Annotated in this window: 18 protein-coding genes and 1 tRNA gene; 2 read left to right on the top strand and 17 right to left on the bottom strand. The window is 64.1% G+C overall.

Annotation, left to right across the window (positions count from 1 at the left end):
* Positions 1–82 precede the first annotated feature (82 nt).
* The gene (locus tag E3N85_RS10220) at positions 83–997 is read right to left on the bottom strand and encodes a DMT family transporter (protein WP_134462860.1); all 915 of its coding nucleotides are present in this window, start codon (positions 995–997) and stop codon (positions 83–85) included.
* Positions 998–1,037: 40 nt separating this feature from the next.
* Here E3N85_RS10220 and def point away from each other — a divergent pair, with 40 nt between their 5' ends.
* Entirely contained in the window at positions 1,038–1,610 is a 573-nt protein-coding gene (gene def, locus E3N85_RS10225; protein ID WP_134462862.1) for a peptide deformylase, read from the top strand.
* Positions 1,611–1,729: 119 nt separating this feature from the next.
* Here def and E3N85_RS10230 read toward each other — a convergent pair whose 3' ends face one another.
* The 13 genes from E3N85_RS10230 to recO form a co-directional block, all read right to left on the bottom strand.
* Positions 1,730–2,605 (bottom strand): sensor histidine kinase, encoded by an 876-nt coding sequence (locus E3N85_RS10230; RefSeq protein WP_134462864.1) that lies wholly within the window; start codon positions 2,603–2,605, stop codon positions 1,730–1,732.
* A 123-nt stretch (positions 2,606–2,728) separates the two neighbouring features.
* Positions 2,729–2,801 (bottom strand) — tRNA-Asn (locus tag E3N85_RS10235).
* 229 nt (positions 2,802–3,030) lie between these two features.
* Positions 3,031–3,933, bottom strand: a complete 903-nt coding sequence (locus tag E3N85_RS10240; RefSeq protein WP_134462866.1) for an ATP-binding cassette domain-containing protein — start codon at positions 3,931–3,933, stop codon at positions 3,031–3,033.
* A 5-nt stretch (positions 3,934–3,938) separates the two neighbouring features.
* The gene (locus E3N85_RS10245) at positions 3,939–5,636 is read right to left on the bottom strand and encodes an ABC transporter ATP-binding protein (protein ID WP_241978426.1); all 1,698 of its coding nucleotides are present in this window, start codon (positions 5,634–5,636) and stop codon (positions 3,939–3,941) included.
* A complete protein-coding gene (locus E3N85_RS10250) occupies positions 5,636–6,715 on the bottom strand; it encodes an ABC transporter permease (RefSeq protein ID WP_134462868.1) in 1,080 nt (359 codons plus the stop codon). The genes E3N85_RS10245 and E3N85_RS10250 overlap by 1 nt, the downstream gene beginning before the upstream one ends.
* 2 nt (positions 6,716–6,717) lie before the next feature.
* Positions 6,718–7,794 carry an ABC transporter permease gene (locus tag E3N85_RS10255; RefSeq protein ID WP_241978427.1) on the bottom strand — a complete coding sequence of 359 codons (1,077 nt, stop codon included), beginning with the start codon at positions 7,792–7,794 and terminating at the stop codon, positions 6,718–6,720.
* Between the two features lie 114 nt (positions 7,795–7,908).
* Positions 7,909–9,543, bottom strand: coding sequence for an ABC transporter substrate-binding protein (locus tag E3N85_RS10260; RefSeq protein WP_134462872.1), 1,635 nt, complete (start codon positions 9,541–9,543; stop codon positions 7,909–7,911).
* A 178-nt stretch (positions 9,544–9,721) separates the two neighbouring features.
* Positions 9,722–11,587: a DNA primase gene (gene dnaG / locus E3N85_RS10265; RefSeq protein ID WP_134462874.1), complete on the bottom strand. Its 1,866-nt coding sequence runs from the start codon at positions 11,585–11,587 to the stop codon at positions 9,722–9,724.
* A 68-nt stretch (positions 11,588–11,655) separates the two neighbouring features.
* Entirely contained in the window at positions 11,656–12,906 is a 1,251-nt protein-coding gene (locus E3N85_RS10270; protein ID WP_134462876.1) for a deoxyguanosinetriphosphate triphosphohydrolase, read from the bottom strand.
* A complete protein-coding gene (dusB, locus tag E3N85_RS10275) occupies positions 12,899–14,071 on the bottom strand; it encodes a tRNA dihydrouridine synthase DusB (protein WP_134462878.1) in 1,173 nt (390 codons plus the stop codon). The genes E3N85_RS10270 and dusB overlap by 8 nt, the downstream gene beginning before the upstream one ends.
* Positions 14,072–14,349: 278 nt before the next feature.
* Entirely contained in the window at positions 14,350–15,033 is a 684-nt protein-coding gene (locus tag E3N85_RS10280; RefSeq protein ID WP_134462880.1) for a DsbA family protein, read from the bottom strand.
* A gap of 92 nt (positions 15,034–15,125) precedes the next feature.
* Entirely contained in the window at positions 15,126–15,944 is an 819-nt protein-coding gene (locus E3N85_RS10285) for an isoprenyl transferase (protein WP_241978428.1), read from the bottom strand.
* Positions 15,941–16,663 carry a DNA repair protein RecO gene (gene recO, locus E3N85_RS10290; protein ID WP_134462882.1) on the bottom strand — a complete coding sequence of 241 codons (723 nt, stop codon included), beginning with the start codon at positions 16,661–16,663 and terminating at the stop codon, positions 15,941–15,943. Before recO ends, E3N85_RS10285 begins: the two co-directional genes overlap by 4 nt.
* Before the next feature lie 170 nt (positions 16,664–16,833).
* On the opposite strand from recO, the gene E3N85_RS10295 reads away from it, so the two are divergent.
* Positions 16,834–17,511: a hypothetical protein gene (locus E3N85_RS10295; protein ID WP_198412099.1), complete on the top strand. Its 678-nt coding sequence runs from the start codon at positions 16,834–16,836 to the stop codon at positions 17,509–17,511.
* Between the two features lie 137 nt (positions 17,512–17,648).
* Here E3N85_RS10295 and leuA read toward each other — a convergent pair whose 3' ends face one another.
* The 3 genes from leuA to E3N85_RS10310 all read right to left on the bottom strand — a co-directional run bounded on the left by leuA (position 17,649) and on the right by E3N85_RS10310 (position 23,480).
* Positions 17,649–19,415, bottom strand: coding sequence for a 2-isopropylmalate synthase (leuA, locus tag E3N85_RS10300; RefSeq protein WP_134462884.1), 1,767 nt, complete (start codon positions 19,413–19,415; stop codon positions 17,649–17,651).
* A gap of 178 nt (positions 19,416–19,593) precedes the next feature.
* Positions 19,594–22,143, bottom strand: a complete 2,550-nt coding sequence (locus tag E3N85_RS10305) for a bifunctional lysylphosphatidylglycerol flippase/synthetase MprF (RefSeq protein ID WP_241978429.1) — start codon at positions 22,141–22,143, stop codon at positions 19,594–19,596.
* A complete protein-coding gene (locus tag E3N85_RS10310) occupies positions 22,140–23,480 on the bottom strand; it encodes an esterase family protein (RefSeq protein ID WP_134462886.1) in 1,341 nt (446 codons plus the stop codon). Before E3N85_RS10310 ends, E3N85_RS10305 begins: the two co-directional genes overlap by 4 nt.
* Between the last annotated feature and the right edge of the window lie 46 nt (positions 23,481–23,526).

Genomic DNA, 23,526 nt, shown 5'->3' on the forward strand with positions numbered 1-23,526 from the left:
TGACGCGGCGCACTCGAACCCTATTCTAAACCGTGCCCACCGCGCGGGGGCCCGCACCGTGGTGGCTCAAAAATTTCGCGGGTCAGCGATCGAATTGAGGGTGGTACCGCGCCAATAGGAACACACCCCAAATTGCGACAGCACCGGCAAGGACGAAGGCGACCGCAGCTGCAGGGGGTGCCTGACTGGCCTCGCCGAGCACGATGATTCCGATACCGACGGCGACGAGCGGGTCGACAACGGTGAGCCCCGCAATCACGAGATCCGGTGGGCCCGATGCGTAGGCATTCTGCACAAAATACGCCCCTAATACGGCTGCAAGCAATAGACCGAGCACACAGGTCAGGGTGAGCCACTCGAAGTTTCCGTGCTGGGTGCGATTGATGACGACCTTGGCCAGTGTCGCCACGAAACCGTAAAGCACACCGGCACCGAGGATGTAGAAAATCGCCTGCGACCGGCGGCGCAGAAACCCGAAAGCAAGTGCAAATGCCAGCAGAACGGCCGCGAGAACGATGAGGATGGTCACCAGGTTTTGGTCGGTGACTGGCCTGTCGACGGCGGTGAACGCCGCCACGGTGACGAACAGGCCAACCCCACCCACGCACATGGAGATGGCGATGATGCTCGCACGATTGAGCTTGACCTTGCTGACGCGGGCGTTCAGAACGGCGGTGATGACGAGGGCAACCGCCCCGAGCGGCTGCACAACGATGATGGGGGCGAACGCGAGGCTCGTGAGTTGAAACACGATTGCGAGCCCGAGCATGAGGGAGCCGAACACCCAGGACGGCCGGGCCAGCAGCAGGGTGAGCTGGCGCACGTTGAGCCCGCCGGTGACCTCGCCAGTGAACGACTCGACCTTGTTCACGCCGCGATGCTGAAATTGAGCGCCGAGGGACAGGAAGACGGCACCGACCAGGGCCAGCGGAATTCCGATGGCCTGCCGCGGATCAATGGCGATTTCTGTCGCCAGATCGGTTAGGTCAGTGATCACTTGATGACCCTACCGACAAGCTTGACGATATTCTGGAGAAATGGCCGTACGCGCGATAGTAATTTCTGGTGAACCCGTTCTCCACTCCCCCGCCGCTCCAGTCGTCGATTTTGACGATAGTTTGCGCGAGCTGGTGCAAGACATGTTCGAGACGATGGACGCCGCACCGGGGGTAGGTCTCGCCGCCACGCAGGTGGGTGTCGGGCTGCGCATCTTCACCTACAGCTACCAAGACGACGATGACGTGTCATGGCGGGGCGTGGCGATCAACCCTGAGTTATGGATCACACCGGTGTCTGCCAGGCCCGTGGATGACGAAGATCTCGACGAAGACGAAGGCTGCCTGTCATTTCCGGGCGAGCGGTTTCCACTCAAGCGAGCCGAGTCCGCCATCCTGCGGGCTGTCGACGCTGAGCAGCGGCCCTTTGAGATTCGAGCGGACGGCTGGCTTGCCCGCATCTTTCAGCACGAGTATGACCACCTCGACGGCACGCTGTATGTCGATCGTCTCGAACACGTCTACACGAAGATGGCAGCCAAAGTTGAACGCAAGAAAAGCTGGGGTGTGCCGGGGTTGAGCTGGACGCCTGGCGTCGACAACCTCGAAGGCTGACAGCAGGCCGCGAGTGCGGCGGCCAGGTTAGTGCGCGCAAGTCTGCGGTGATCGGCGCGGCCGGTAGGGCCACGGTCGATAGGCCGTCAATGGATGTCCATCGGGTAGTGGCTACCCGGTCATCGAGATAGATCCACGCCGTGCACGCCGTTGTGAAAGCGCAGCGACGGAAACACGGCTGACACCGAGAAACCCAGCCCGGGAACCGTTCCGGCATTGAACACACCGCCAAACAGCTGGGCGCGCTCACGCATCTGCGTGATTCCGGGGCCTGCAATGCTTTCGCTGAGGGCCTTGAGGTCGTCCTCGATCGTGTACGGGGTACGTGCGGCCTGTTCGCCGGCCTCTTTGCCGTCACGGCGGGCTGCGGCACGGATGCCGTCATCGTCGACGAGGAGCTGCAAGCCGTCCCGGGTCCAGGTGAACGACACCCGCGCTTCGGTGCCGACGCCGCCGTGCTTGAGCGCATTCGAGAGGGCGCTCTGCAGAATGCGGAAGATGGCGAGCTCAGCGCCCGCTTTGAGGGCAAATCGCTCGCCCGATTCGATGAAACTCACCACGAGCCCGGCGTCGCGCATGACGCGAAACAGGTCGCGGGTCGACTGCGGGCCCGGCTGCAGTGCACCGACGGTCTCACCCTCGCGCACGATCGTCACGACGCGGCGCATGTCGGCAAGGGCCGCGCGGCCGTCATCAACGAGCGCGATGGCCGCACGCACTGCCGTGGAGGGGTCGCTTTCGGCGGTGTAGCGAACGCCTTCGGCCCGGGTAATGAGTCGGGCGATGGTGAGCACCGCGCCATCCTGAAGCTCACGAATGATGGCCAATCGCCCCTGTTGCTCTGCGAGGGAGAGTTCCAGTTCGATGCGCACGCGCTCGGCGGCGTTGCGATCGAAGATGACCCGGCGCGAGCGCAGCAGGGTGATGGTCCAGAGCACGAGGAGCGTTCCGGACAGTACCCCGAGCGCCGATATCAGAAATTGCGAGAAATCCACGCGGACCACCACTTCTTGTGCCGACGCCATGGCGCACTGTGAAAATTAGGAAGAACTTTCTTGCCTGCACGAAAAGTACCCACAAAAAAGGCCACCCGGGGTGGAGCCCTGAGTGACCTTTCGCTCCCCGACTTGGACTCGAACCAAGAACCTGCGCATTAACAGTGCGCTGCTCTGCCAATTGAGCTATCGAGGAATGCTTGAACAGCGTTATTACTTTACCAAGGTTTCCTGTTGTGCCAAAACCACGTCGGGTTCCGATCGGCTCCGATGACGCAGTTTTGACAGCTGAAAACCCGCGCAGCCCGCGGAAAGTGGGGCAGCAGCAACAGTTGAGCAGTCTCGTGCGCGAGAAGACGGTCGGGCGTGTCGGCCCGGCTGCGACCGCTCCTGCCCGAAACTGGGCGCGATTGGTCGCGGTATTCCTAGCTGCCGACGGCGGCATCCGTTTGATTGCCGATACTGGGTGGCTCGCCGGCGACGAGCGACTCGACGTCGGGCTCAGCGACTGTGGGCTGCAGGGCGGCGGCGAGTTCACGCACGTAGGGGTGCCACGGGTCCCGAAAAACGTCGTCGATGGTGCCGAGGCCTACCAGCACACCCTGATGCATGACGCCGATCCGATTGACGACCCGCTGCAACACGGCCAGGTCGGAGCTGATCACGAGCGCGGAAAAGGAGCGCTCCTGCTGCAGCTCGCTGATCAAGTCAACCACGGCGTCGCGCACCATGACATCAACGCCCGCTGTGGGCTCGTCAGCGATCAAGAGTTCCGGGCCGAATACAAGAGCCCGGGCCAGCGCCACCCGCTGCCGTTGACCACTGGAAAGCTCGTAGGGATACCGACCGAGAAGGGCCAGCGGCAGGCGCACCGCATCGATCATGGTCGCAACCTGGGCGCCGAGCGCACGACGGTTGTAGCGTCGATCCCGTTCGAGTACCGGTTCGGCGACGATCTCGGCCACCGTCATGGTCGACGGCAGGGTATCGGCGGCATCCTGGGCCAGCAGCCCAACTCCGAAGGTGAGCCGGGTCAGCTTGCGCTTACTGATGCGGCGGAGCCCATACCCGAGTACGGTCGCCTCTCCCCCGGTGATCTGCGGGCGGATGCCGGTGGCGTCGCTCGCGAAGGCGTCACCGGAGAGCACCCGGGCGAGGGTGCTTTTGCCTGAGCCGCTCTCACCGAGCAGACCCACTACCTCCCCCTGGGCGATGCGCAGGGTGAACCCGTGCACCGCGACGAACGCCGGACTGGCGCCGTGCGGCGGGTATTCGATGGTCAGATCACTCGTTTGGATCGGGGGAACGGATGCCGCGCCATGCTTCATGCGGTCTATCCCGCCGCACGCAGGACGCGGAGTTCATTCCGGCGCAGCGTTTGTGCGGCCGGATCGGGAACCGGAAGCGAGGCAAGCAGACGCTGGGTGTAGGGATCCTTCGGTGCACCGAGCACTTCGGCGCCGGTGCCTTCCTCGACCAGTTTTCCCTTGTAGAGCACGGCAATGCGGTCGGCGAGAATGTCGACGACGGCAAGGTCGTGGCTGATGAACAACGCCGCGAAGCCGAACTCCTTCTGCAACTCGGCGAAGAGTTCGAGAACTTTCGCCTGCACTGACACGTCGAGCGCGCTCGTCGGTTCGTCCGCGATCAGCAGGCTCGGCTCCAGCGCCAGACCGCGGGCCAGGCTCGCTCGTTGGCGCTGGCCACCGCTGAGCTCGTGTGGGTAGCGATCGCCATAGGTGCGCGGTAGCTGCACTGCCTCGAGCAGTTCGTTGACGCGTGTGCGTGCTGCAGCGGGGTTGGCCGCGCGACCGTGCACGACGAGGGGTTCGGCCACGCACTCCGCGATCGTCAGCAGCGGGTTGAAGCTCGATGCCGGGTCTTGAAAGACGAAGCCGATGTCGCTGCGCACCTTCTTGAAGGCGCGCTCCTTGAATCCTTTCATCTCGTGGCCGAGCACGGTGAGGGAGCCGTCAGTCACCCGCGTGAGGCCGGCCATGGCGCGGCCGATGGTGGTCTTGCCCGACCCGCTCTCACCGACCAGGCCGAGCACTTCGCCGGGCCGGATGATGAAGCTCACCCCGTCGACGGCGGTGAATCCGGGTTTGCCGAGCCGACCCGGGTACTGAATTTTCAGGTTGTCGGCGACGACGACCGGTGTCTCGGCGGCCCAACCCGGTTCGCGGGCGAGTGCTCGTGCGGTGGCCCGAGTGGTGCCCTGGCCGACGTGCGGCACCGAGCCGAGCAGTCGCTTGGTGTAGTCGTGCTGCGGATTGGAGAACAACGCCTGGGCAGAGGCTTCCTCGACGACCGTGCCCTCGTACATGACGGCGACGCGGTCGGCGAGGTCGGCGACGACACCCATATTGTGCGTGATCAGCACGATGGCCGTGCCGAATTCGTCGCGGCAACGGCGGAGCAGATCGAGGATCTCGGCCTGCACGGTCACGTCCAGTGCGGTGGTCGGCTCGTCGGCCACGATCAGCCCCGGGTCGAGTACGAGGGCCATGGCGATGACGACTCGCTGCTTCTGCCCGCCGGAGAACTGGTGCGGGTAGTAGTCGACGCGGCTCTCGGGGTCGGGGATTCCGACCCGGCCCAGAATTTCGATCGCCTTGGCGCGTGCCTGCTTCTTGGTGAATTCACCGTGAGCGCGAATGCCCTCAGCGATCTGCCAGCCGACGGTGAACACGGGGTTCAGTGCCGTGGACGGCTCCTGGAACACCATGGAAACGTCCGTTCCACGCAGTTGGCGCAGCTTCTGCTTACTGACGGCGAGAACGTCGTTGGAGTCGGCGCCGTCTTTACTGCTGAGGATGACGGCGCCGTGGGCGGTCGCGGTCTCCGGTAGCAGACCGAGGATGGTCTTCGCGGTGACGGTCTTGCCGCTGCCGCTCTCTCCCACAATGGCGAGAACCTCGCCGGGGGCGACGCGCAGAGTGACGCCGTCGACGGCTTTGACCGCTCCGCCGTCGGTAGCGAAGGTCACGTTGAGATTGTCGATGCGAACGACGTCGGGCAGGGAGCTCATTATTTGGCCTCGAATGGGTCGTCGTTCGGATGTGGGTCGGGAGCCAGCGGGCCGGCCTCGAGCCCGTCGATACCGCCGGGGCCGGCATCCAGGGTTCCGCCGGGGACGACGCTGGTGGCGGCGACGACGCCGGTCTTTCCCGGGGCTCGGCGGCTCCGCAGACGCGGATCCGCGAGGTCGTTGAGGCTTTCTCCCACGAGGGTGATGCCGAGAACCACGAGCACGATGGCGAGTCCCGGGAACAGGCTGGTCCACCAGATGCCACTCGAGACGTCGGAGAGTGACTTGTTCAGGTCATAGCCCCACTCGGCGGCCGACGATGGTTCGATGCCGAAGCCGATGAACCCCAGTCCGGCCAGGGTCAGCAGTGCCTCGGAGGCATTGAGAGTGAAGATGAGCGGAAGGGTACGGGTGGCGTTGCGCAGTACGTGACGGAACATGATGCGCCCGTTGCTGGCACCGAGCACCCGGGCGGACTCCACGTAGGCCTCGGCCTTGATCCGGACCGTTTCGGCCCGAATCACGCGAAAGTACTGCGGGATGAACACGACGGTGATCGAGATTGCCGCGGCGAAGATTCCGCCCCACAGGTCGGAGCGGCCGCCAGAGATGACGATACCCATGACGATCGCGAGCAGCAGTGCCGGAAAGGCGTATACGGCGTCGCAGACGACGACGAGTACCCGGTCCAGCCAGCCGCCGAAGTAGCCGGAGACGAGGCCAAGGGCCACACCGGCGAAGATCGACAGCACGACGGCAATAACCATGACGGCGATCGCGGTCTGCGAACCCCAGATGACCCGGGAGAGCACGTCGTAGCCACCGACCGTGGTGCCGAGCAGATGTGCCCCGCCGGGCGCCTGCTGAGCTCCGAAGGTGCCATTGTCATCGCGCAACTGGCTGTAACCGTACGGCGCCAGGAGCGGAGCGAAGATCGCGGTGAGGATGAAGACGCCGGTGATGACGAGGCCCACCACGAGCATGCCCCGTTGCAGGCCGATGCTCTGGCGGAACTGGTGCACGACGGGCAGGCGGGTCCAGAGCGGAGCCTTGGGGGCGAGCATAGTTGCAGCAGTCATGGCTAGTACCGCACTCTCGGGTCGATCAGTGCGGCAATGATGTCCACAATGAAGTTGGACAGGGCAACGATGACGGCGAGCAACGCGACAATGCCCTGCACCGCCACGAAGTCGCGGGCCTTGATGAATTCAATGAGCATGAACCCGAGGCCCTTCCATTCGAAGGTGGTCTCGGTGAGCACGGCCCCGCCGAGCAGCAATGCCACCTGCAATCCGATGACGGTGATGATCGGGATGAGGGCCGGCCGGTAGGCGTGCTTGCTGACCAGTCGGAATTCATTGACCCCACGGGACCGGGCAGCATCAACATAGTCGGTGCCGAGCGTGCCGATGACGTTGGTGCGCACGAGGCGAAGGAATACGCCAGCCGTGAGGAGGCCCAGTGCGAGCGCGGGAAGCACGGCATGCAGCAGGACATCAGCGAAGACAGCAGGATTACCGGTCTTCAACGCGTCGATGAAGTAGATGCCGGACTTGTCGGGGAGAAACTGCATCTGCAGTTCGGAACCGACCGTGGCGCGGCCGGCCACCGGCAGCACATCCAGCCAGACCGCGAAGACGAGCTTGAGCAGAAGCCCGGCGAAGAACACCGGGGTGGCGTAGCAGAGGATGGCGAAGACGCGCAGGAAGGCGTCGGGAGCCTTGTCCCGCCAGTAGGCGGCTACCAGGCCGAGCGGGATGCCGACGATGAAGGCCACAATGAGCGCGTAGAACACGAGCTCGGCGGTTGCAGAGCCGTAAGTGAGGAGCACTTCGGACACCGGACGATTGGTGCTGATGGTTGTGCCGAAATTGCCCGTGAAAACCTGGCCAAGGTACTCGAAGTACTGGATCAGAATGGGCCGGTCGTAGCCAGCCGCGCTGATGAGTTTGGCGAGCTGATCCGGGCCGAGTTTTCCGCCGAGCGCCGCGGTGATCGGGTCACCCGTCGTGCGCATGAGCCAGAACACCATCGACACCAGGATGAAAATGGTGGGGAAGATGAGCAGGAACCGAAGGAGGAGATAGCGGCCTATTCCACCGCCCGGGCTGCTTTTCTTCTTGGGACTACGCCCGGCCGCCTGTACGGGCGGTTTCATGGCCACAGTGGTCATTAGTACCTCACAATTGCACAAAGAATCGGGGGCATCCAGCGACTGCATCGCTGGACACCCCCGGTGATCAAACTATGAAAACACTACTCGAAGGTCGGTCTAGCCCTTGGACAGCGCACCATATCGGAACTTGAACGACGCGTCGAGCGTGTCTTTGGTGCCGGAGATGTCGGGACCGGTAATGGCAACCTGAGCGCCCTGAAGCAGGGGGACGGTCGACAGCTGCGCGGCCACCTTGTCCTGAATTTCCTCGATCAGTGCGGTACGCTCCGCGGGGTCTGTGGTTATGGCCTGCTTCTTGATCAGGGCAGTGACATCGGCATCGTCGTAGTGATTCTTGAGGAAGTTGCCCTCAGCGAAAAACGGCGACAAGTAGTTGTCAGCATCGGAGTAGTCCGGGAACCAACCCAGCTGGTAGGCGGGGTAGACGTCGGCCGTGCGGTCCTTGGCGTACTGAACCCATTCGGTGGACTGCAGACTCACGGCAAACAGACCGGATGCGTCCAGCTGGTCCTTGATCAGCGCATACTCGTCGCTCGAACCCGGACCGTAGTGGTCGGCGTTGTACTGCAGGTTCAGTGCGATCGGAGTAGTGACGCCGGCTGCAGCCAAATCGGCGGTCGCCTTCTCAATGTCCGGTCCGCCGTTGCCGTCGCCGTAGAGGTCCTTGAGGGACTCCGTGGCACCGGTCATGCCAGCGGGAACGTAGGAATACAGCGGGGTGTAGGTGCCCTTGTACACCTGATCGGCGAGCTCATTGCGGTCAACAACATCAGCAACGGCCGCGCGAACGGCGAGAGCCTTGGCCGGGTCGGCTTCAGCCGTCGTCGCGCCGAACGGCTGGGTGTTGAAGTTGAAGGTGATATAACGGATCTCTCCACCGGGGCCGTCGACCACCTTGACCGCGTCGTTGCCGCGCAGGTCGTCGATGTCGGTCGCCGACAGGCTGCGCCAGGCGACGTCGATATTACCTTCCTGAACGTCGAGCTTCAGGTTCGAGGCGTCGGTGTAGTACTTGACGTTGATGACATCCGACTTAGCGGGGCCGAGCAATCCCTGGTATCCCTTATACGCCTTGTAGGAGAGGAGATTGTTGAAGTTGTAGCTGGTTAGAACGTACTGGCCGGCGAAGGCTTCAGCGGCCACGATGTCATTGTCGGGCGTCAGCGCGCTGGCAGAGAAGGAGTCTTCGTCTACGAGCACTCCGGCAGGGCTGGACAGGATCTGCGGAAAGATCTGGTCGTTCCCGGCCTTGAGCGTGAAGACGACCGTCGTGTCATCGACGGCGTTGGTGCTGTCCAGGTTGTAGAGCAGGGACGACGGACCGTTGTCAGCAGCGATCGTCAGCTGGCGGTCGAAGCTGAACTTGACGTCGGACGCGGTGAGCGCATTGCCGTTGGCCCATTCGAGGTTTGGCTTGAGGACGACGGTGTATTCCGTCGGCGACGTGAACTCCGCACTGACCGCAATGTCGGGTTGGACATCCGCGGTGCCGAAGGCGCTGTTCATCAGGAACGGGAACACCTGGGTCTGCACGGCGAAGGACCCCGCGTCGTAGGAGCCAGCCGGGTCAAGCGTGGTGACCTTGTCGGTGGTGCCGATGGTGATCGGGCCGCCCGCGGAGTCGGGGGTGGTACTTCCCCCAGCCGCGCAGCCGGATAGAACCAGTGCTGCGACCGCGAGGCCGGTTGTGGCAACGAGCGCACGCTTGCCGTTGGTAAATGCGGATGTCATATCCGTCGTCCTCTTCCTGTCGGAGTCCCATGACCAGGAGCGCCAAAGAGAGGCACAGCTGGACATTGCTGTTAGGTAAGAATTAGCACAGAATTCGCAGATGGCAACGATCCGGCGCAGCTTCTTTACATATCTGCAACAAACTCGGGCTCATGTGTTGCAGTGTGAGGTGGCCGGGTCATTCCTCACGGAGGGCGCGGCGCTCGGCCTCGACCCGCACGAGTTCACGCTGCAGGGTGCGGTAGATCTCGGTGTCGCTGGCATCCGCCCGCCGAAGGCGACCGAGCAATTCCGCCTTCAGCCGGAGAAGGTCCTTGTCAATCAGAACAATCGTGATCTCGCGCACGTAACGGGCGACGTCTTTCTCGGTGCGCTCCGGAAGGTTCGCCATGGCAAGTTCCTGCACGAGGTTTTTGAAGGTGTCCGGCACCTCGGAGACCACCCGATCGAGCCAGTCGGGCGCTTCGAAATGCGCGAGACTGGCGGCTATGGCGTCCCGCACGACGGCGAGCGACGTGTTGGTGAAGGATGTCTGCACCGCGCTGTCGAGGATGTCTCGGCCGATCAGTGTCGGCCGCTGAAGCATGGCCATCAGCCCATCACGTTCCAGCCGGGTGACCGGGTCGCCGGGGAGTTCGACCAGGGAGAATGGGCGTTCTGCCGGCGCTTCGACCGCGCCGGCATGACGAGGCGCGTTCGCGCCACCGCTGGCCGACGAGCGTGCCCCGGACTGGGCGTTCGACACGGCCTTGGCGACTTCGCCCATGTCGACCCCGAGCATGCGCGCGAGCTCGCGCGTGTAACCGGGGCGCAGAACGGGGTCGCGAATGTCGCCGACGATGGGGGCGGCAGCGCGGAGGGCCGCCGTACGACCCTCGACGGTGTCGAGGTTGTACTGGGAGAGGATCTGCCGAATCATGAACTCGAACATCGGCTTCTTCGAGTCGACCAGTCGGCGCACGGCATCGTCGCCGCGCTGCAGGCGCAGGTCGCAGGGGTCGAGTCCTTCCGGTCCAACGGCCACGTAGGTCTGGGCGGAGAAACGCTGTTCCTCGCTGAAGGCGCGCATGGCGGCTTTCTGACCGGCAGCATCCGGGTCGAAAGTGAACACGACTTCGCCGACGCCCGAGTCGTCGCCGAGGACCCGGCGCAGGACCTTGATATGGTCGACGCCGAACGACGTGCCGCAGGTGGCGACGGCCGTGGTGATGCCGGCCAGGTGGCAAGCCATGACGTCGGTGTAGCCCTCGACCACAACGACCTGATGGCTGCGGGAGATATCCCGTTTGGCGAGGTCGAGGCCGTACAGCACCTGGGCTTTATGGTAGACCGGCGACTCGGGCGTGTTGAGGTATTTAGGGCCTTTGTCGTCGTCGAGCAGCTTGCGGGCGCCGAAACCGATCGTCTGCCCGGTGATGTCGCGAATCGGCCAGACCAGGCGACCCCGAAAGCGGTCGTAGATGCCACGGTCGCCACTCGAGACCAGGCCCGAGAGGGTGAGTTCTTCGGTGGTGAACCCGCGACCGCGCAGGTGGTTCGTCAGCTCGTCCCAGCTTTTCGGCGCGAAGCCGACCCCGAACCGGGTCGCCGCCGCGGCGTCGAAGCCGCGCTGACCCAGGAAGGCCCGGCCGACCTCGGCACCGGCGCTGCCGAGCTGATCGACGAAGAAGTCAGAGGCCGCCTGGTTGGCGGCGAGGAGCCGCGCACGGTTGCCGTGGTCGGGGGCAGCGCCGGAGCCGTCCTCATAGTGCAGGTCGAGGCCGACCCGGCCCGCTAGACGCTCGACGGCCTCGCTGAAGCTGACGTGGTCCATTTTTTGCAGGAACGAGTAGACGTCGCCGCTTTCGCCGCAACCGAAGCAGTGGTAGAAACCAACCTGCGGCCGCACGTGAAAGCTCGGGCTGCGTTCGTCGTGAAAGGGGCAGAGGCCCTTCATCGATCCGACGCCGGCCGACTTCAGGGTGACGTAATCGCCGACGATGTCGGCGATATTGGTGCGGGCCTTGACCTCTTCGATATCGGTTTGTCGAATCAGTCCGGCCATGCCTCAATTCTATCGTCTCGGTGCGACGGCCTCCGGTCACGAGGCGGCCGGAGCTTTAATCCGTGCCGCTAGCCCTGCACGAGGCGCTCGTACCAGGCCAAGGCGGACTGGTCGGTCAGGCTGGCGACCTGGTCGACGATAACGCGCTTGCGGGCCGCATCGTCGGTGGCAGCATGCCAGTCTTCCCGAAAACCGGGATCGAGGTGTTCGTCGCCGGACTGGTGCAGCGTCTCAGCGAGCAGGGTGAGCACCTGGCGTTGCTGCACGTAGATGGGTTTGCGGGTGTTGCGGGTCATGACGAAGGCGGCGACGATGCCCTTGAGGACGGAGATCTCGGCTTGGATCTCGCGGGGTACGATCACGTTCGCCCCGAACCGCAGCATGCTGGCACCGGGGTGCGCATGCTTCGTGGCGTGCACCGCGGCCCCACTGAAGCGGCCGATGAGCTGGCTCGTGAGGTTCTTGAGGTGACCTTGGTCGCGACGTCCGGCGGTCCAGGAATCCATCCAGACGTCGAGGGAATCGAGCCGATTGAACGCCATCGCGAGGTCATCGGCACTGGTTGCGTCGCCGATCCATTCCGACATCGTGGCGAGGAGCTCATCATGGTTGGTGCGGCTGCTCAAGGCCGCCACGTCTACATATCCATTGACGATGGCGTCTTCGAAGTCGTGCACGCTGTAGGCAATATCGTCGGAAAGGTCCATCACCTGGGCCTCGATGCAGAGCTGGCGGTCGGGCGCTCCCTCACGCAACCACTCGAACGCGGCAATGTCCTCCTGATAGAACCCAAATTTGGCGCGCCCGCTGGGGTCGTAGACCGAGGACCCTTCGGGCCAGGGATACTTACAACTCGCGTCGAGGCTTGCCCGGGTGAGGTTCAGGCCATAGCTGTGCCCGTCGGGCCCGAACACCTTGGGCTCCAGCCGGGTGAGCAGACGCAGAGTCTGGGCGTTGCCCTCAAAACCGCCGATATCTTCGGACCAGAGATTGAGTGCTTTCTCTCCGTTATGACCGAATGGCGGATGCCCGATATCGTGCGCGAGGCAGGCGGTATCGACGATGTCGGGGTCGACGTTGAGGCGCGCTGCGATCTCCCGTCCGACCTGAGCAACCTCGAGCGAGTGAGTCAGCCGGTTGCGGGCAAAGTCGAGCCCGGCCGTGGGGCTGAGCACTTGCGTCTTGGCCGCGAGCCGCCGCAGGGCGCTCGAGTGCAGCAGGCGCGCGCGGTCGCGCGCGAAATCGCTGCGCCGCGAGTCGTGCTCCTCGGGAAGCCAACGGGCCTCGTCGATCTCGCTGTATCCGGTCTTATTAGCCACCGCTGGTGTCCCCTTCGCCCTCGGTCAAATTCAGTCGTTGCGCACCGACGAGATCCTGCGAGTCGAGCCAGTGCTCGGGCAGCGACGGTTTTTTCGGTGTCCCCGCCCGACCCCGCGGACCTTCGACGTCGGCGCCCGGGTAGGGCAATGAGGCGTCGAGGGTGCCGAGCAGATCGTCGAGCTGCGCAAGGGACTGCACCATGGCGAGGCTCGCACGCAGGTCGCCGCCCACCGGGTAGCCCTTGAAATACCAGGCAACATGCTTGCGGATGTCGCGGCAGGCGCGATCCTCGCTGTCGAAGAATTCGGTGAGCAGTTCGGCGTGGCGGCGAAAAGCGTCGATGACCTGCCCCAGGCCCGGCTCGGCTTTGATCTTCTCGCCGCGGAATGCTGCAGTGAGATCGCCGAACAGCCACGGACGGCCCAGGCAGCCACGTCCGACAACGACGCCATCACATCCGGTCTCACGGACCATCCGCAGGGCATCATCTGCTGACCAGATATCACCGTTGCCGAGCACCGGAACGTCGTTGATGGCGTTCTTGAGCTTTTCGATGGCGGACCAGTCAGCGTGGCCGGAGTAGAACTCGGCGGCCGTTCGACCGTGCAAGGCAATGGATGCGACGCCGGCTCCTGCGGCGGCTTTGCCGGCTTCGATGTAGGTGAGGTGGTCGGCGTCGATGCCTTTGCGCATTTTCACGGTCAGGGGAATCGGGCCGGCCGCGATGACGGCCGCTTCGACAATCTGTCGAAACAGGCCGGTCTTCCACGGCAGGGCCGCTCCCCCGCCCTTGCGGGTGACCTTGGGCACCGGGCAGCCGAAGTTGAGGTCGATATGATCGGCGCGATTCTCGGCGACGAGCATGGTCACGGCTTCGGAGACCGTTTTCGGGTCAACACCGTAGAGCTGGATGGAACGGGTGGTTTCGCTTTCGTGGTGGGTGATCAGCCGCATCGTCTCGGTATTGCGTTCCACGAGCGCGCGCGAAGTGATCATTTCGCTGACGAACAGTCCAACGCCGTACTCGCGGCACAGTCGACGGAAGGCCGTGTTGGTGATGCCGGCCATCGGCGCGAGCACGACGGGCACATCGAGCGTGAGCGGACCGATCCGTAGCGGTGTGATCAACGCCGACGGGTCGACGGTGGGGATGCGTGAAGTCATGTTGCTCCAATTCTCCCAGAAAGCGAGGGAACCGCGAATCGACCGGGACGGCAGCTGCGGCGGCACACAAAAGCGCAGCTGCCGGACCCCGTCGGGCGGGCCATGCGACAGCTACGCTTTCGTGAAATGGGGCTGAGGTTAGCTGCAGCAGCCGCCACCGCAGCATGAGCCGGCCGCATCATCCGTTGTCGCCTCGGTTTGTCCGAGGAGTTGGATCGTGGGTCGTCCCGCTGCGTCGGTGTACACCGGCGGGACGGTAGAAGTGGTGTTGGTGTCGCTCATGCGGTTTTCTCCTCTGATCTTTCGGTGAGTATCTGGTTGAGAGCCTGAGTAAAAGTAGCAGGATCCTGCGCGCCGGAGATGCCGTACTTGCCATCGATGACGAAGAATGGAACGCCTTGGATACCGTATTCATTAGCCTGCGCAACATCTGCCTTGACATCGGCCAAAAAGTCGTGCGCGGTCAACGCCTGCACGACGTCGGCACGATCGAGACCAATTTCCGCGGCCAGATCGGCCAGGTCCTCGATACGGCCGATGTGACGCCCATCGATGAAGTAGGCCTTCAGCAGGCGCTCCTTCATGTCGAGTTGGCGACCGTGTGCCTTGGCGTAATGCAGCAACTCATGGGAGATAACCGTATTGGTCTGGTGCACCGAATCGTAGTCGTAGTGCAGGCCGACGCTCTCGGCGATGCCGGTGACACGTTCGAGCATCTCGGCGACTTGTGCGAGCGACATGCCTTTTGCCTGGCTCAAATATTCCGACGGTGTGCCGTCGTAGTCGACCGGGGTATCGGGGGCTAGCTCGAAGCTGTGATACTCGACCTCGACCGCACCGTCGAATTGCGCGACTCCGGCTTCAAATTTACGTTTACCGATGTAGCACCAGGGGCACTGCACATCAGACCAGATGTCGACCTTGATCGGATCGGTGCCCGTGGATGCGGGCGCTGCTGCCATGGTGGATTCCGTTGTACTTGTATCAGTCACACTCAGATGAACGGGACTCCACACCGTCGTATTCCCCACCCGGAAATACGTGGAGGGTGCGTTCAGGCTGTGGGAGTGTCAACCGCGCCGCCATACCGCCGGTTGCGGGCGGCGTACAACTCGACGGCGTGCCAGAGGTCCACCCGGGTAAAGTCCGGCCAGAGCTGGTCGAGAAAGACCATCTCCGCGTACGCGCTCTGCCACAGCAGAAAGTTGCTCGTGCGCTGCTCCCCCGAGCTGCGCACGAACAGGTCGACGTCGGGCAGATCCGGCACGTAGAGCTGCTTCGCGATGGCTTTCTCGGTGATGCCCGACGGCTTCAACCTGCCCGCAGCGACGTCCTCGGCCAGCGCGCGCACGGCATCCGTTATCTCGATGCGACCGCCGTAGTTCACGCACATCGTGAGGGTGAGCACGTTGTTGCCGGCGGTGAGCCGCTCGGCAAACTGCAGTTCGTTGATGACGGATGCCCACAGCTTCGGCTTGCGCCCCGCCCACTTGACCCGAACGCCCCACTCGTTGAGCTGATCGCGACGGCGATGCAGAACGTCGCGGTTGAAGCCCATGAGAAAACGCACCTCGTCGGGCGAACGCTTCCAGTTCTCGGTGGAGAAAGCGTAGACGCTGAGGTGCTTGACGCCGATCTGGATGGCACCGGCGACGACGTCGAGCAGGGCTGCCTCGCCGGCCTTATGTCCCTCGATCCGGGTGAAGCCCTGGCCGTTGGCCCAGCGGCCATTGCCGTCCATGACGACGGCGACGTGCTCGGGTATCACCTTGCGGGGCAGTGCGGGCGGGTACAGACCAGTCCAGTCGAGCGGTTTGAAGGGAACGGCGTCTTTGTGCGTGGATCCTTTGTGGCCGAACAGACTGGCCATCATCGGGCGACGTGTTCCAGCGAGCGAAGTCCGCGGCCCAGGTGCCACTGCGTGTAGGCGGCGACGACGCCCGCCGCCTGGCCTTGCGTGCGATCCGGGCTCGCGGCGGCGTGCTCCCAGTCGCCGGTGAGCAGCGCGCTGAGCAGGCCGATCGTCGCCGGGTCGAGCCGGGGTGAGCCGGGGGGCGCGCAGGCATCGCAGACGATGCCGCCAAGCTGCACGACCATGGCACTGTGCTGCCCGAGGGCGCCGCAGCGCGCGCAATCCTGAAAGCTCGGTGCCCATCCGGCCATCGACACGGCGCGCAGCAAATAGGAGTTGAGGGTCAAGTGGGAGCCGTGTTCCTGGCGGGACAGCGATCGCAGCGCGCCGACCAGCAGCAGGTATTGCTGCAGCGACCCTTCGGATTCGGTGAGTTTGTCGGCGGTTTCCACCATGACGCTCGCGGCGGTGTAACTGCCGTAATCGGCGGTGATCAGAGCGCCGTAGGAGCCGAGGGACTCGGCCTGCGTGATGATGTCGAGGCTGCGGCCCTCGTAGAGCTGCACGTCGGCGACCATGAACGGCTCGAGGCGGGCACCGAATTTAGAGCCGGTGCGCCGCACCCCCTTGGCGACAGCGCGCACTTTGCCGTGCTGCCTGGTAAGCATGGTGACAATGCGGTCGGCTTCACCCAGCTTGTGGGTGCGCAGCACGACAGCTTCATCTCGGTAGACAGGCACAGATAATTATCCCACCCCGCCGGGGTGAGAACGGTCACGACTGGCGTTCCCCGAAACCCAATGGCATCTGGACACTGAAAATTTGTCACTAGTCGCTCCTGGCTCTGGTTTTTCGGACCGTACGGGGGGAGACTTAAGGGCACTTAGTCCCCGTGGTATGGAGGTTTTTCATGAAACCAGTCCAGGGCAGTTTGCCCGACATTATGCCCGTGCTGTCACGTGGCAAACATCGCAGTCCAAAGAGCGGCGGTTGCTTCATGGAATTCGCCTCCTACCTCGCTGGCGAGTCCTGGAGCGACCACCCCGCCTGCACCCATCCGGTGCTCGCCTCGCTCGCACGCATGGTCAACGATTGCACTTCCAACGACGCCAGGTCGCGGCTCGCCCTGCTGATTCCCTCGGTGATCGGCGTGACGGGCTCTGATCGGCGAGTTGAGGTCGTCGTTGCGTTGCGTGCCGGGTGCGAAGCGCTCCCGGTGGCGAGCCTGGAACGCCAGCGCGCACTCGCCGTGGGGGTTCTCACCTGCGAACGAAACACATCCGTTCTGGATCCGGCATTGGCTGAGCGCGTGCGCCCACTCATTCGGGCCGCGCTCGATGAGGCGCCCGATGCCGAACGCTGGGCCCGCGACTTTATCGGTAGCGTGCATTCCTGGTCGCGCACCAAGTTCACACCGCGCACCGCCGACACGATCATTCGCGTCGCGGTACAGGGTGTCGGAGAGGCCTGCATCGCCGACCCGGACGCCCGGCTCTACACGCTGCTCGAACACACGATCGACGACTGCCGCGCCCTGTTGGGGGCGCGCACGACCGATCGAACGGTGCAGCTCCCCGCGCTGGCCTGATCCCCGTGCAGGCCTGATCACCGCGCATTCGATACACCACATCCCCGACCGCACCCGGATGGTGCAACGAAAGCCCAGACTCGGAGGGACGAGCCTGGGCTTTCGTGTGCCGCTGTGTGCGAACGGATGCTGCGGCCTCAGACGGTGGCCAGCTCCAGGTCGCCGACCTCGGCACGGATGCCACGGTTGACCGCGGAGACTACCGACTTGAGCGATGCGGTGGAGATGTCGGCGTCGATGCCGACACCCCAGTAGCGCTTGCCGTTCACGTCGAGCTCGACATAGGCGGCCGCCTGCGCATCGCCTCCAGCTGAGAGCGCATGCTCCACGTAGTCGAACAGGGTGATCGTGATGCCACGCTCGGCCATCACCCCGAGGAACGCGTTGATCGGGCCGTTGCCGGAACCCGTGGCCTGCGCCACGGCGTCGCCGTCGCGCAGTTCAACCGAGAGGTCAACCGTTCCGGACAGGTCGCTCGACGTGCGAGTGGAGTGCAGTTCAAACCTGCCCCACTTGGCGTCCGGGTTCTTGATCGTGGCCGGCAGGTATTCGTCGTTGAAGATGTCCCAGATCTGCTCGCTCGTCACCTCACCGCCTTCGGCATCTGTTTTAGCCTGCACGACGCCGGAGAATTCAATCTGCAGTTTGCGCGGCAGGTCGAGGGAGTGGTCGGTCTTGAGCAGGTAGGCGACGCCGCCCTTGCCGGACTGCGAGTTGACCCGAATCACGGCCTCGTAGCTGCGGCCGAGGTCCTTCGGATCGATCGGCAGGTAGGGAACGGCCCAGACCAGGTCGTTGACGGTGCAGCCCTGCGTGGCGGCGTCGGCAGCCATGGCCTCGAAGCCCTTTTTGATGGCATCCTGGTGTGATCCGCTGAACGCGGTGAAGACCAGGTCACCGGCCCACGGATTGCGTTCGGGCACCGGCAACTGATTGCAGTACTCGGCGGTGCGCTTGATCTCGTCGATGTTGCTGAAGTCGATTTGCGGGTCGATTCCCTGCGTGAACAGGTTGACGCCGAGAGCGACGAGGTCGACGTTGCCTGTACGCTCACCGTTGCCGAACAGGCAGCCTTCGATGCGGTCAGCACCCGCCAGGTAGCCCAGCTCGGCGGCGGCGATGGCCGTTCCGCGATCGTTGTGCGGGTGCAACGAGATGAGAATATTCTCGCGCTGGGTCAGATGACGGCTCATCCACTCAATGGAGTCGGCGTACACGTTGGGGGTGGCCATCTCAACGGTGGCCGGCAGATTGACGATGACCTTGCGTTCCGGGGTGGGCTCGAGGATCTCGACGACCTGATTGGTGATGTCGACGGCAAAGTCAAGCTCCGTGCCGGTAAAGCTCTCTGGAGAGTACTCGTAGTAGATGGTCGTGCCGGGAATCGTGGATTCCATCTGCTTGCACAGGCGAGCTCCGAACAGGGCCAGGTCGATGATGCCCTGCTTCTGCTCACGAAACACAACATTCCGCTGCAAAATGCTCGTGGAATTGTAAAAGTGCACGATGGCCTGGTTGGCGCCCGTGATGGACTCGTAGGTGCGCTTGATCAGGTGTTCGCGGGCCTGCGTGAGCACCTGGATGGTGACGTCGTCGGGGATGGCGTTCTCGTCGATGAGACTGCGCACGAAGTCGAAGTCGGTCTGGCTCGCCGAGGGGAACCCAACCTCAATCTCCTTGTAACCCATGCGCACCAGAAGATCGAACATGATGCGCTTGCGCTCGGGGCTCATCGGGTCGATCAGCGATTGGTTACCGTCACGCAGGTCGACCGCGCACCACCGCGGGGCAGCCGTGATGTGTTTGCTCGGCCAGGTGCGGTCGGGCAGTTCAACGGAGAACTGCTCGTGGTACGGGCGGTAGCGGTGAATCGGAAGGGCGGATGCGGTCTGATTATTCTTCATGGTCCTGTTTCCTCGTGGGTGTCGTACAGCCAACGACGAACTCCGCGACGAGGGAGGCCTTCAGATTAGGACTCGTCGCGGCAGCTAAGGAGGAGCGCAGCCTTCAACACGATTTCAGGCTAGCACCGTTTGGCACCGCTGATATAACCGGATGCAGCCGTCCATTTGCCAGCGGATGTCACTGGCCATGTCCGCGCATCAGGGTCACGACGTCGCGCACCGAGAGGCTTGGCAGGTAGGCCCGAGCCAGCGCTAGTCCGATCTCCGGAAGAGCGACCGGGTCGGAGAAGGCCATGAAGACCGGGGCAAACTCGGGCTGGAATTTGCGTTTGAACAGCAGCAACGACCGAAATCCATAGACCGGTTCGAGGCTGCGGCCGAGATAGTCCAGCAGGCGGTCGGCAATTCCACCCTGCCGTGACCCGGCGGACTGGGCGAGCGGCGCGACGGACAAGCTGAGAAACTCAATGTGCGCGCTCTCCTGCATCAGCTCAGCAGTTCGCGCGATCAGAAACTCCATCACACCGTTGATGCTGTCTGGCCGACGCCGCATGAAGTCCAGGGTCCAGCCGACTATGGTGCCGTCCCGGTAGGAGGGCAACCAGCTGGTCACGGCGTGCACGCGGTCTGCGCTGTCAACGGCGAGCATGAGGCGCACGGCGGGGTCCCGCAGTTCGTCGAGGCCGCCGAGGGTGAACCCTAGTTCGGGGAGTTCCTTCTCTTGGACCCACTGCTCCGAGATCTCCGCGATTTGGGTCGTCGCCGCTGGCGACAACTCCCGGTAGCTGGTCCACACCGCCCGCACACCGGCGCGGTCGGCCCGATTGATCGATGAGCGGATGTCCTGCCACTTCTTCCCCGTGGTACTCCAGCTGCTGGGGCGCAGTAGCGTTTCCTCCCCCACCTGCATGGTTTGCCACCCCATACTGTCGAATACGGGGTGCCAGCTCTCGTGCAGGCTGTAGAACACCGCCACCCAGCCACGGTCATCGCACATGCGAGCGAAGGAAGTGACGGCGTCGGACGCCTCTGAAGGTGGTCCGACCGGTTCCGACGTGGTGATGGCGATGCCGTTCACGACGCGGTAGGCGATCGCGGTGCGTCCGCTCGCTGTGAACCACAGGGAGTTTCCATTCCAGGTGGTCATGAACCCGAGCGATCCGCCGCCGTGGGCGGAGAGGAGGGCGCGCAGCCGCCCCGGGGCGTCGCCGGTCGGTCCGACGGACGCGCTCCGCAGGCAGATGATAGCTCCGACGAAGACGACGATCCAGAACGCAGCGCCGACACCGTGGTATAGGGCCGTAGCGAGGGGGTCGATCGGAAGAAAGGACACCCGCTCCAGACGCAGGAAGCCGACAGGGACGAACCGTTCGGGGACATCCACCAGCAGGTCGAGGAGGCTCACCGCGGGTCGAAAACTGTCACGGAGCAGCCAGCCGACACCGATATAGAAAATGCTGAGGGCGGCGAAGCTGCCGACGGTGACCAACAGGAACCGCCGCCGCTGGCCGGATCGGGAGGCGATCGAAAAGCGCCGCAGGTTACCGAGGATGACCAATGCCACGGCAAGGGGGACGAGCACGGAAACCACGAGAATGAGCGTGACCTCCCAGTACCGGCCGGATTGCCACTGCCACACATAGGGCTGCCCGGAGATGGGCAACAACCCGTAGTACCAGGCGGCGAGGAGCGCCAGCCCGGTATTGATGCTGATGGCCAGCCACGCGGCAAACCGCCGCCCGCGAGCGAGGCCGAAGGCGGCAACGACGAGGGTGAGAAGCGGCAGCAGGCTGACCAGCACGGGACCGGCTCCGCCGATGCGTTCCAGGCTGAGTTCCTGCACGCACTGACGGGTGACGTCACCGAGCAGGCACCGGTCGACGATCTCTCCCGCCGTCGGTCTGTCCTGGATGAGCAGCAGGCCGAGCGGCGCGAGCAGACCGAACCGGGCTCCGGAGTAGATGGTGATGACCGGGCCGACCGCGACCATGCCCACGATGGCGGCCAGCAGGGTGCGGGTCTCGTGGTCGGAACTGCGCCGCCACGACGCGACACGAACTGCCGGGCGAAACAGCCAACCGATACCGAGCCCAACCGTCACGGCCAGCAGTCGGTACAGGTCGGAGGGCTGCCCGGAATATAGAACGAGCACGAGCACGGTCGACAACCCGAGCACGCGCATGCGCCGACGCCAGAGTGGACCGGCGAAATAACTGGCCACCATAGCGCTGCCCAAGATGGGGGTAAAAGGGTCAACCGCCCACAGCTCGCTCACACCCCGTGACCACATCTCCCCGCCCGCCACGCCGAGGTACTGCACCCCGAGACCGATCGTCGCACCCAGAATCGATGTCGACAGAAAAACGACCACGGTGCGGCGGGTGCCCATCATCCGTTCGGCGAACCCCAATATAATCACCGCGCCGGCCAGCGCCAGCACCAGTTCGGCGCCGTTGTCAACGAAAAATACCGAGGTCAACGGCGACCACCAGTGACCGCTTTCGATGACCGACTCGTAGCCGGTACCGAGGAGTAGACGGATGTCTCGCGACGGCCCCGTGATCACCCCACTGACGAGTGCCACGCCGAGCAGTGATACGGCATAGGCGACGGCGAACGGCCGCTGGCCGGCAAACCGTCTAAGGGAACCGAACACGTCGCGCCGCATCGGGCGCGATCTGGTGGGGTCACGCTTTCCGGAGTCGTTCTCGATTTTGGTTCCGGTCACCCTGTCATCCCCACGCTGTCGGGCGCAAGCAAATCGGTGCGGGCTGCAATGATGGGCAGGGCTGTGGTCCAGGCGTAGTCAACGGTGTGCCAGTCGTGGGCCGTGCCGGGGGAAACGAACAGGTGGGTATCAACGCCCGCGCCCGCGGCGGCGTCCGCGAGCGTGCGCACCCCGGGCAGAAAGCGCGGGTCACCGTCGCCGGCGACGAAGATCGCGCCGAGCGCGGTGTACGGCGCGTGCGCGGCCAGGATAGCGGCCGGTGCTGCCGCGGCGTAAGCGGCGGCGTCACCGTCGAAACCGGCTGCCACCGTATGCGCCTCGCTTCCGTTTTTAGGAGCAAGCTCTCCCGCGATGTCCAGAATAGTACCGAACAGTTCCGGATGCGCGGCCCCAAGTTGAATGGAACAGGTGCCGCCCTGGGAGAAACCGGCGATGGTCCAGGCACTGGGCTGATCTTTCACGTGCAGGTGCGCGCGGATCCAGGCCGGGACATCGATGGTGAGGTAGGTGTCCACCCGGCCGAGTGCGGAATTCACGCACATTGGATTACTACTAGGAGAACCGAGCTGGTCGGGAACCACGACGATGGGGGCCAGGCCGGAGTGCGCCTTGGCGTACCGGTCGAGAATATGCGCCAGACCGCCGGCCGTAAACACGTCGCTCGGGCTACCGGGTTGGCCCGAGAGCATCACGACCACCGGCAGCGCAGCCGGGTTGGTCCCCGTTGCCGCTGGCGGCAGGTACACCATGGCGGAACGGGCGGCGAATCCCGAGACCGTTCCCGGGATGGTGACGGTGCCGACAGTGCCGGTTGAAGCGACAGTGGTACCAGCGGTGCTCGCTGCGTGCGCGTCCCCCCGCGCAGTGGCGAGCGTCTGGGAGAGTGGCTGGAAGGCGTCCAGACCGAGAGCAACGCGCACGGTGGGAAACTCTCCGATATCGGCGTTGATCCCGGCCGTAGCGCTCAGCAGGCAGAGCGGCAGGGCACAGATGGCGATCCCTCGCCTCCATCGAGGCTGGCCGCGCAGATTCAGCAGCACCATCGCGACGCCGGCCAACAGGGCGACGGCCCAGAGCCGGGTCCCGGTCGACAGTGACACGCCCCACGGATCCCAGACGTCACTGATGAACCAGGCCAGCACCCAACCGGTGGCTGCGCCCACCAGGGCCCCACTGACGGTGACGGCGGCGCGACGCACACCGGTCGGGTTGAGTAGCACGAAAAGCAGCGCAAGAACGGTGATGCCGTACAGCGCAGCGAGTAGCGGTGCGGCCGTGAGGCTGACGTCGAGCGGGCTGAAGCTGAGGGGGCTGACGTCGGGCAGCAGGGATTTCATCCGGGACCTCCGGTTATACTGTGCCCTACGCCGTCGTCAGCCCGGC

Origin of the sequence: Cryobacterium sp. Hz9, from assembly GCF_004402825.1 — a bacterium.
In the GTDB taxonomy this organism is placed as follows: Bacteria; Actinomycetota; Actinomycetes; order Actinomycetales; family Microbacteriaceae; genus Cryobacterium; species Cryobacterium gelidum.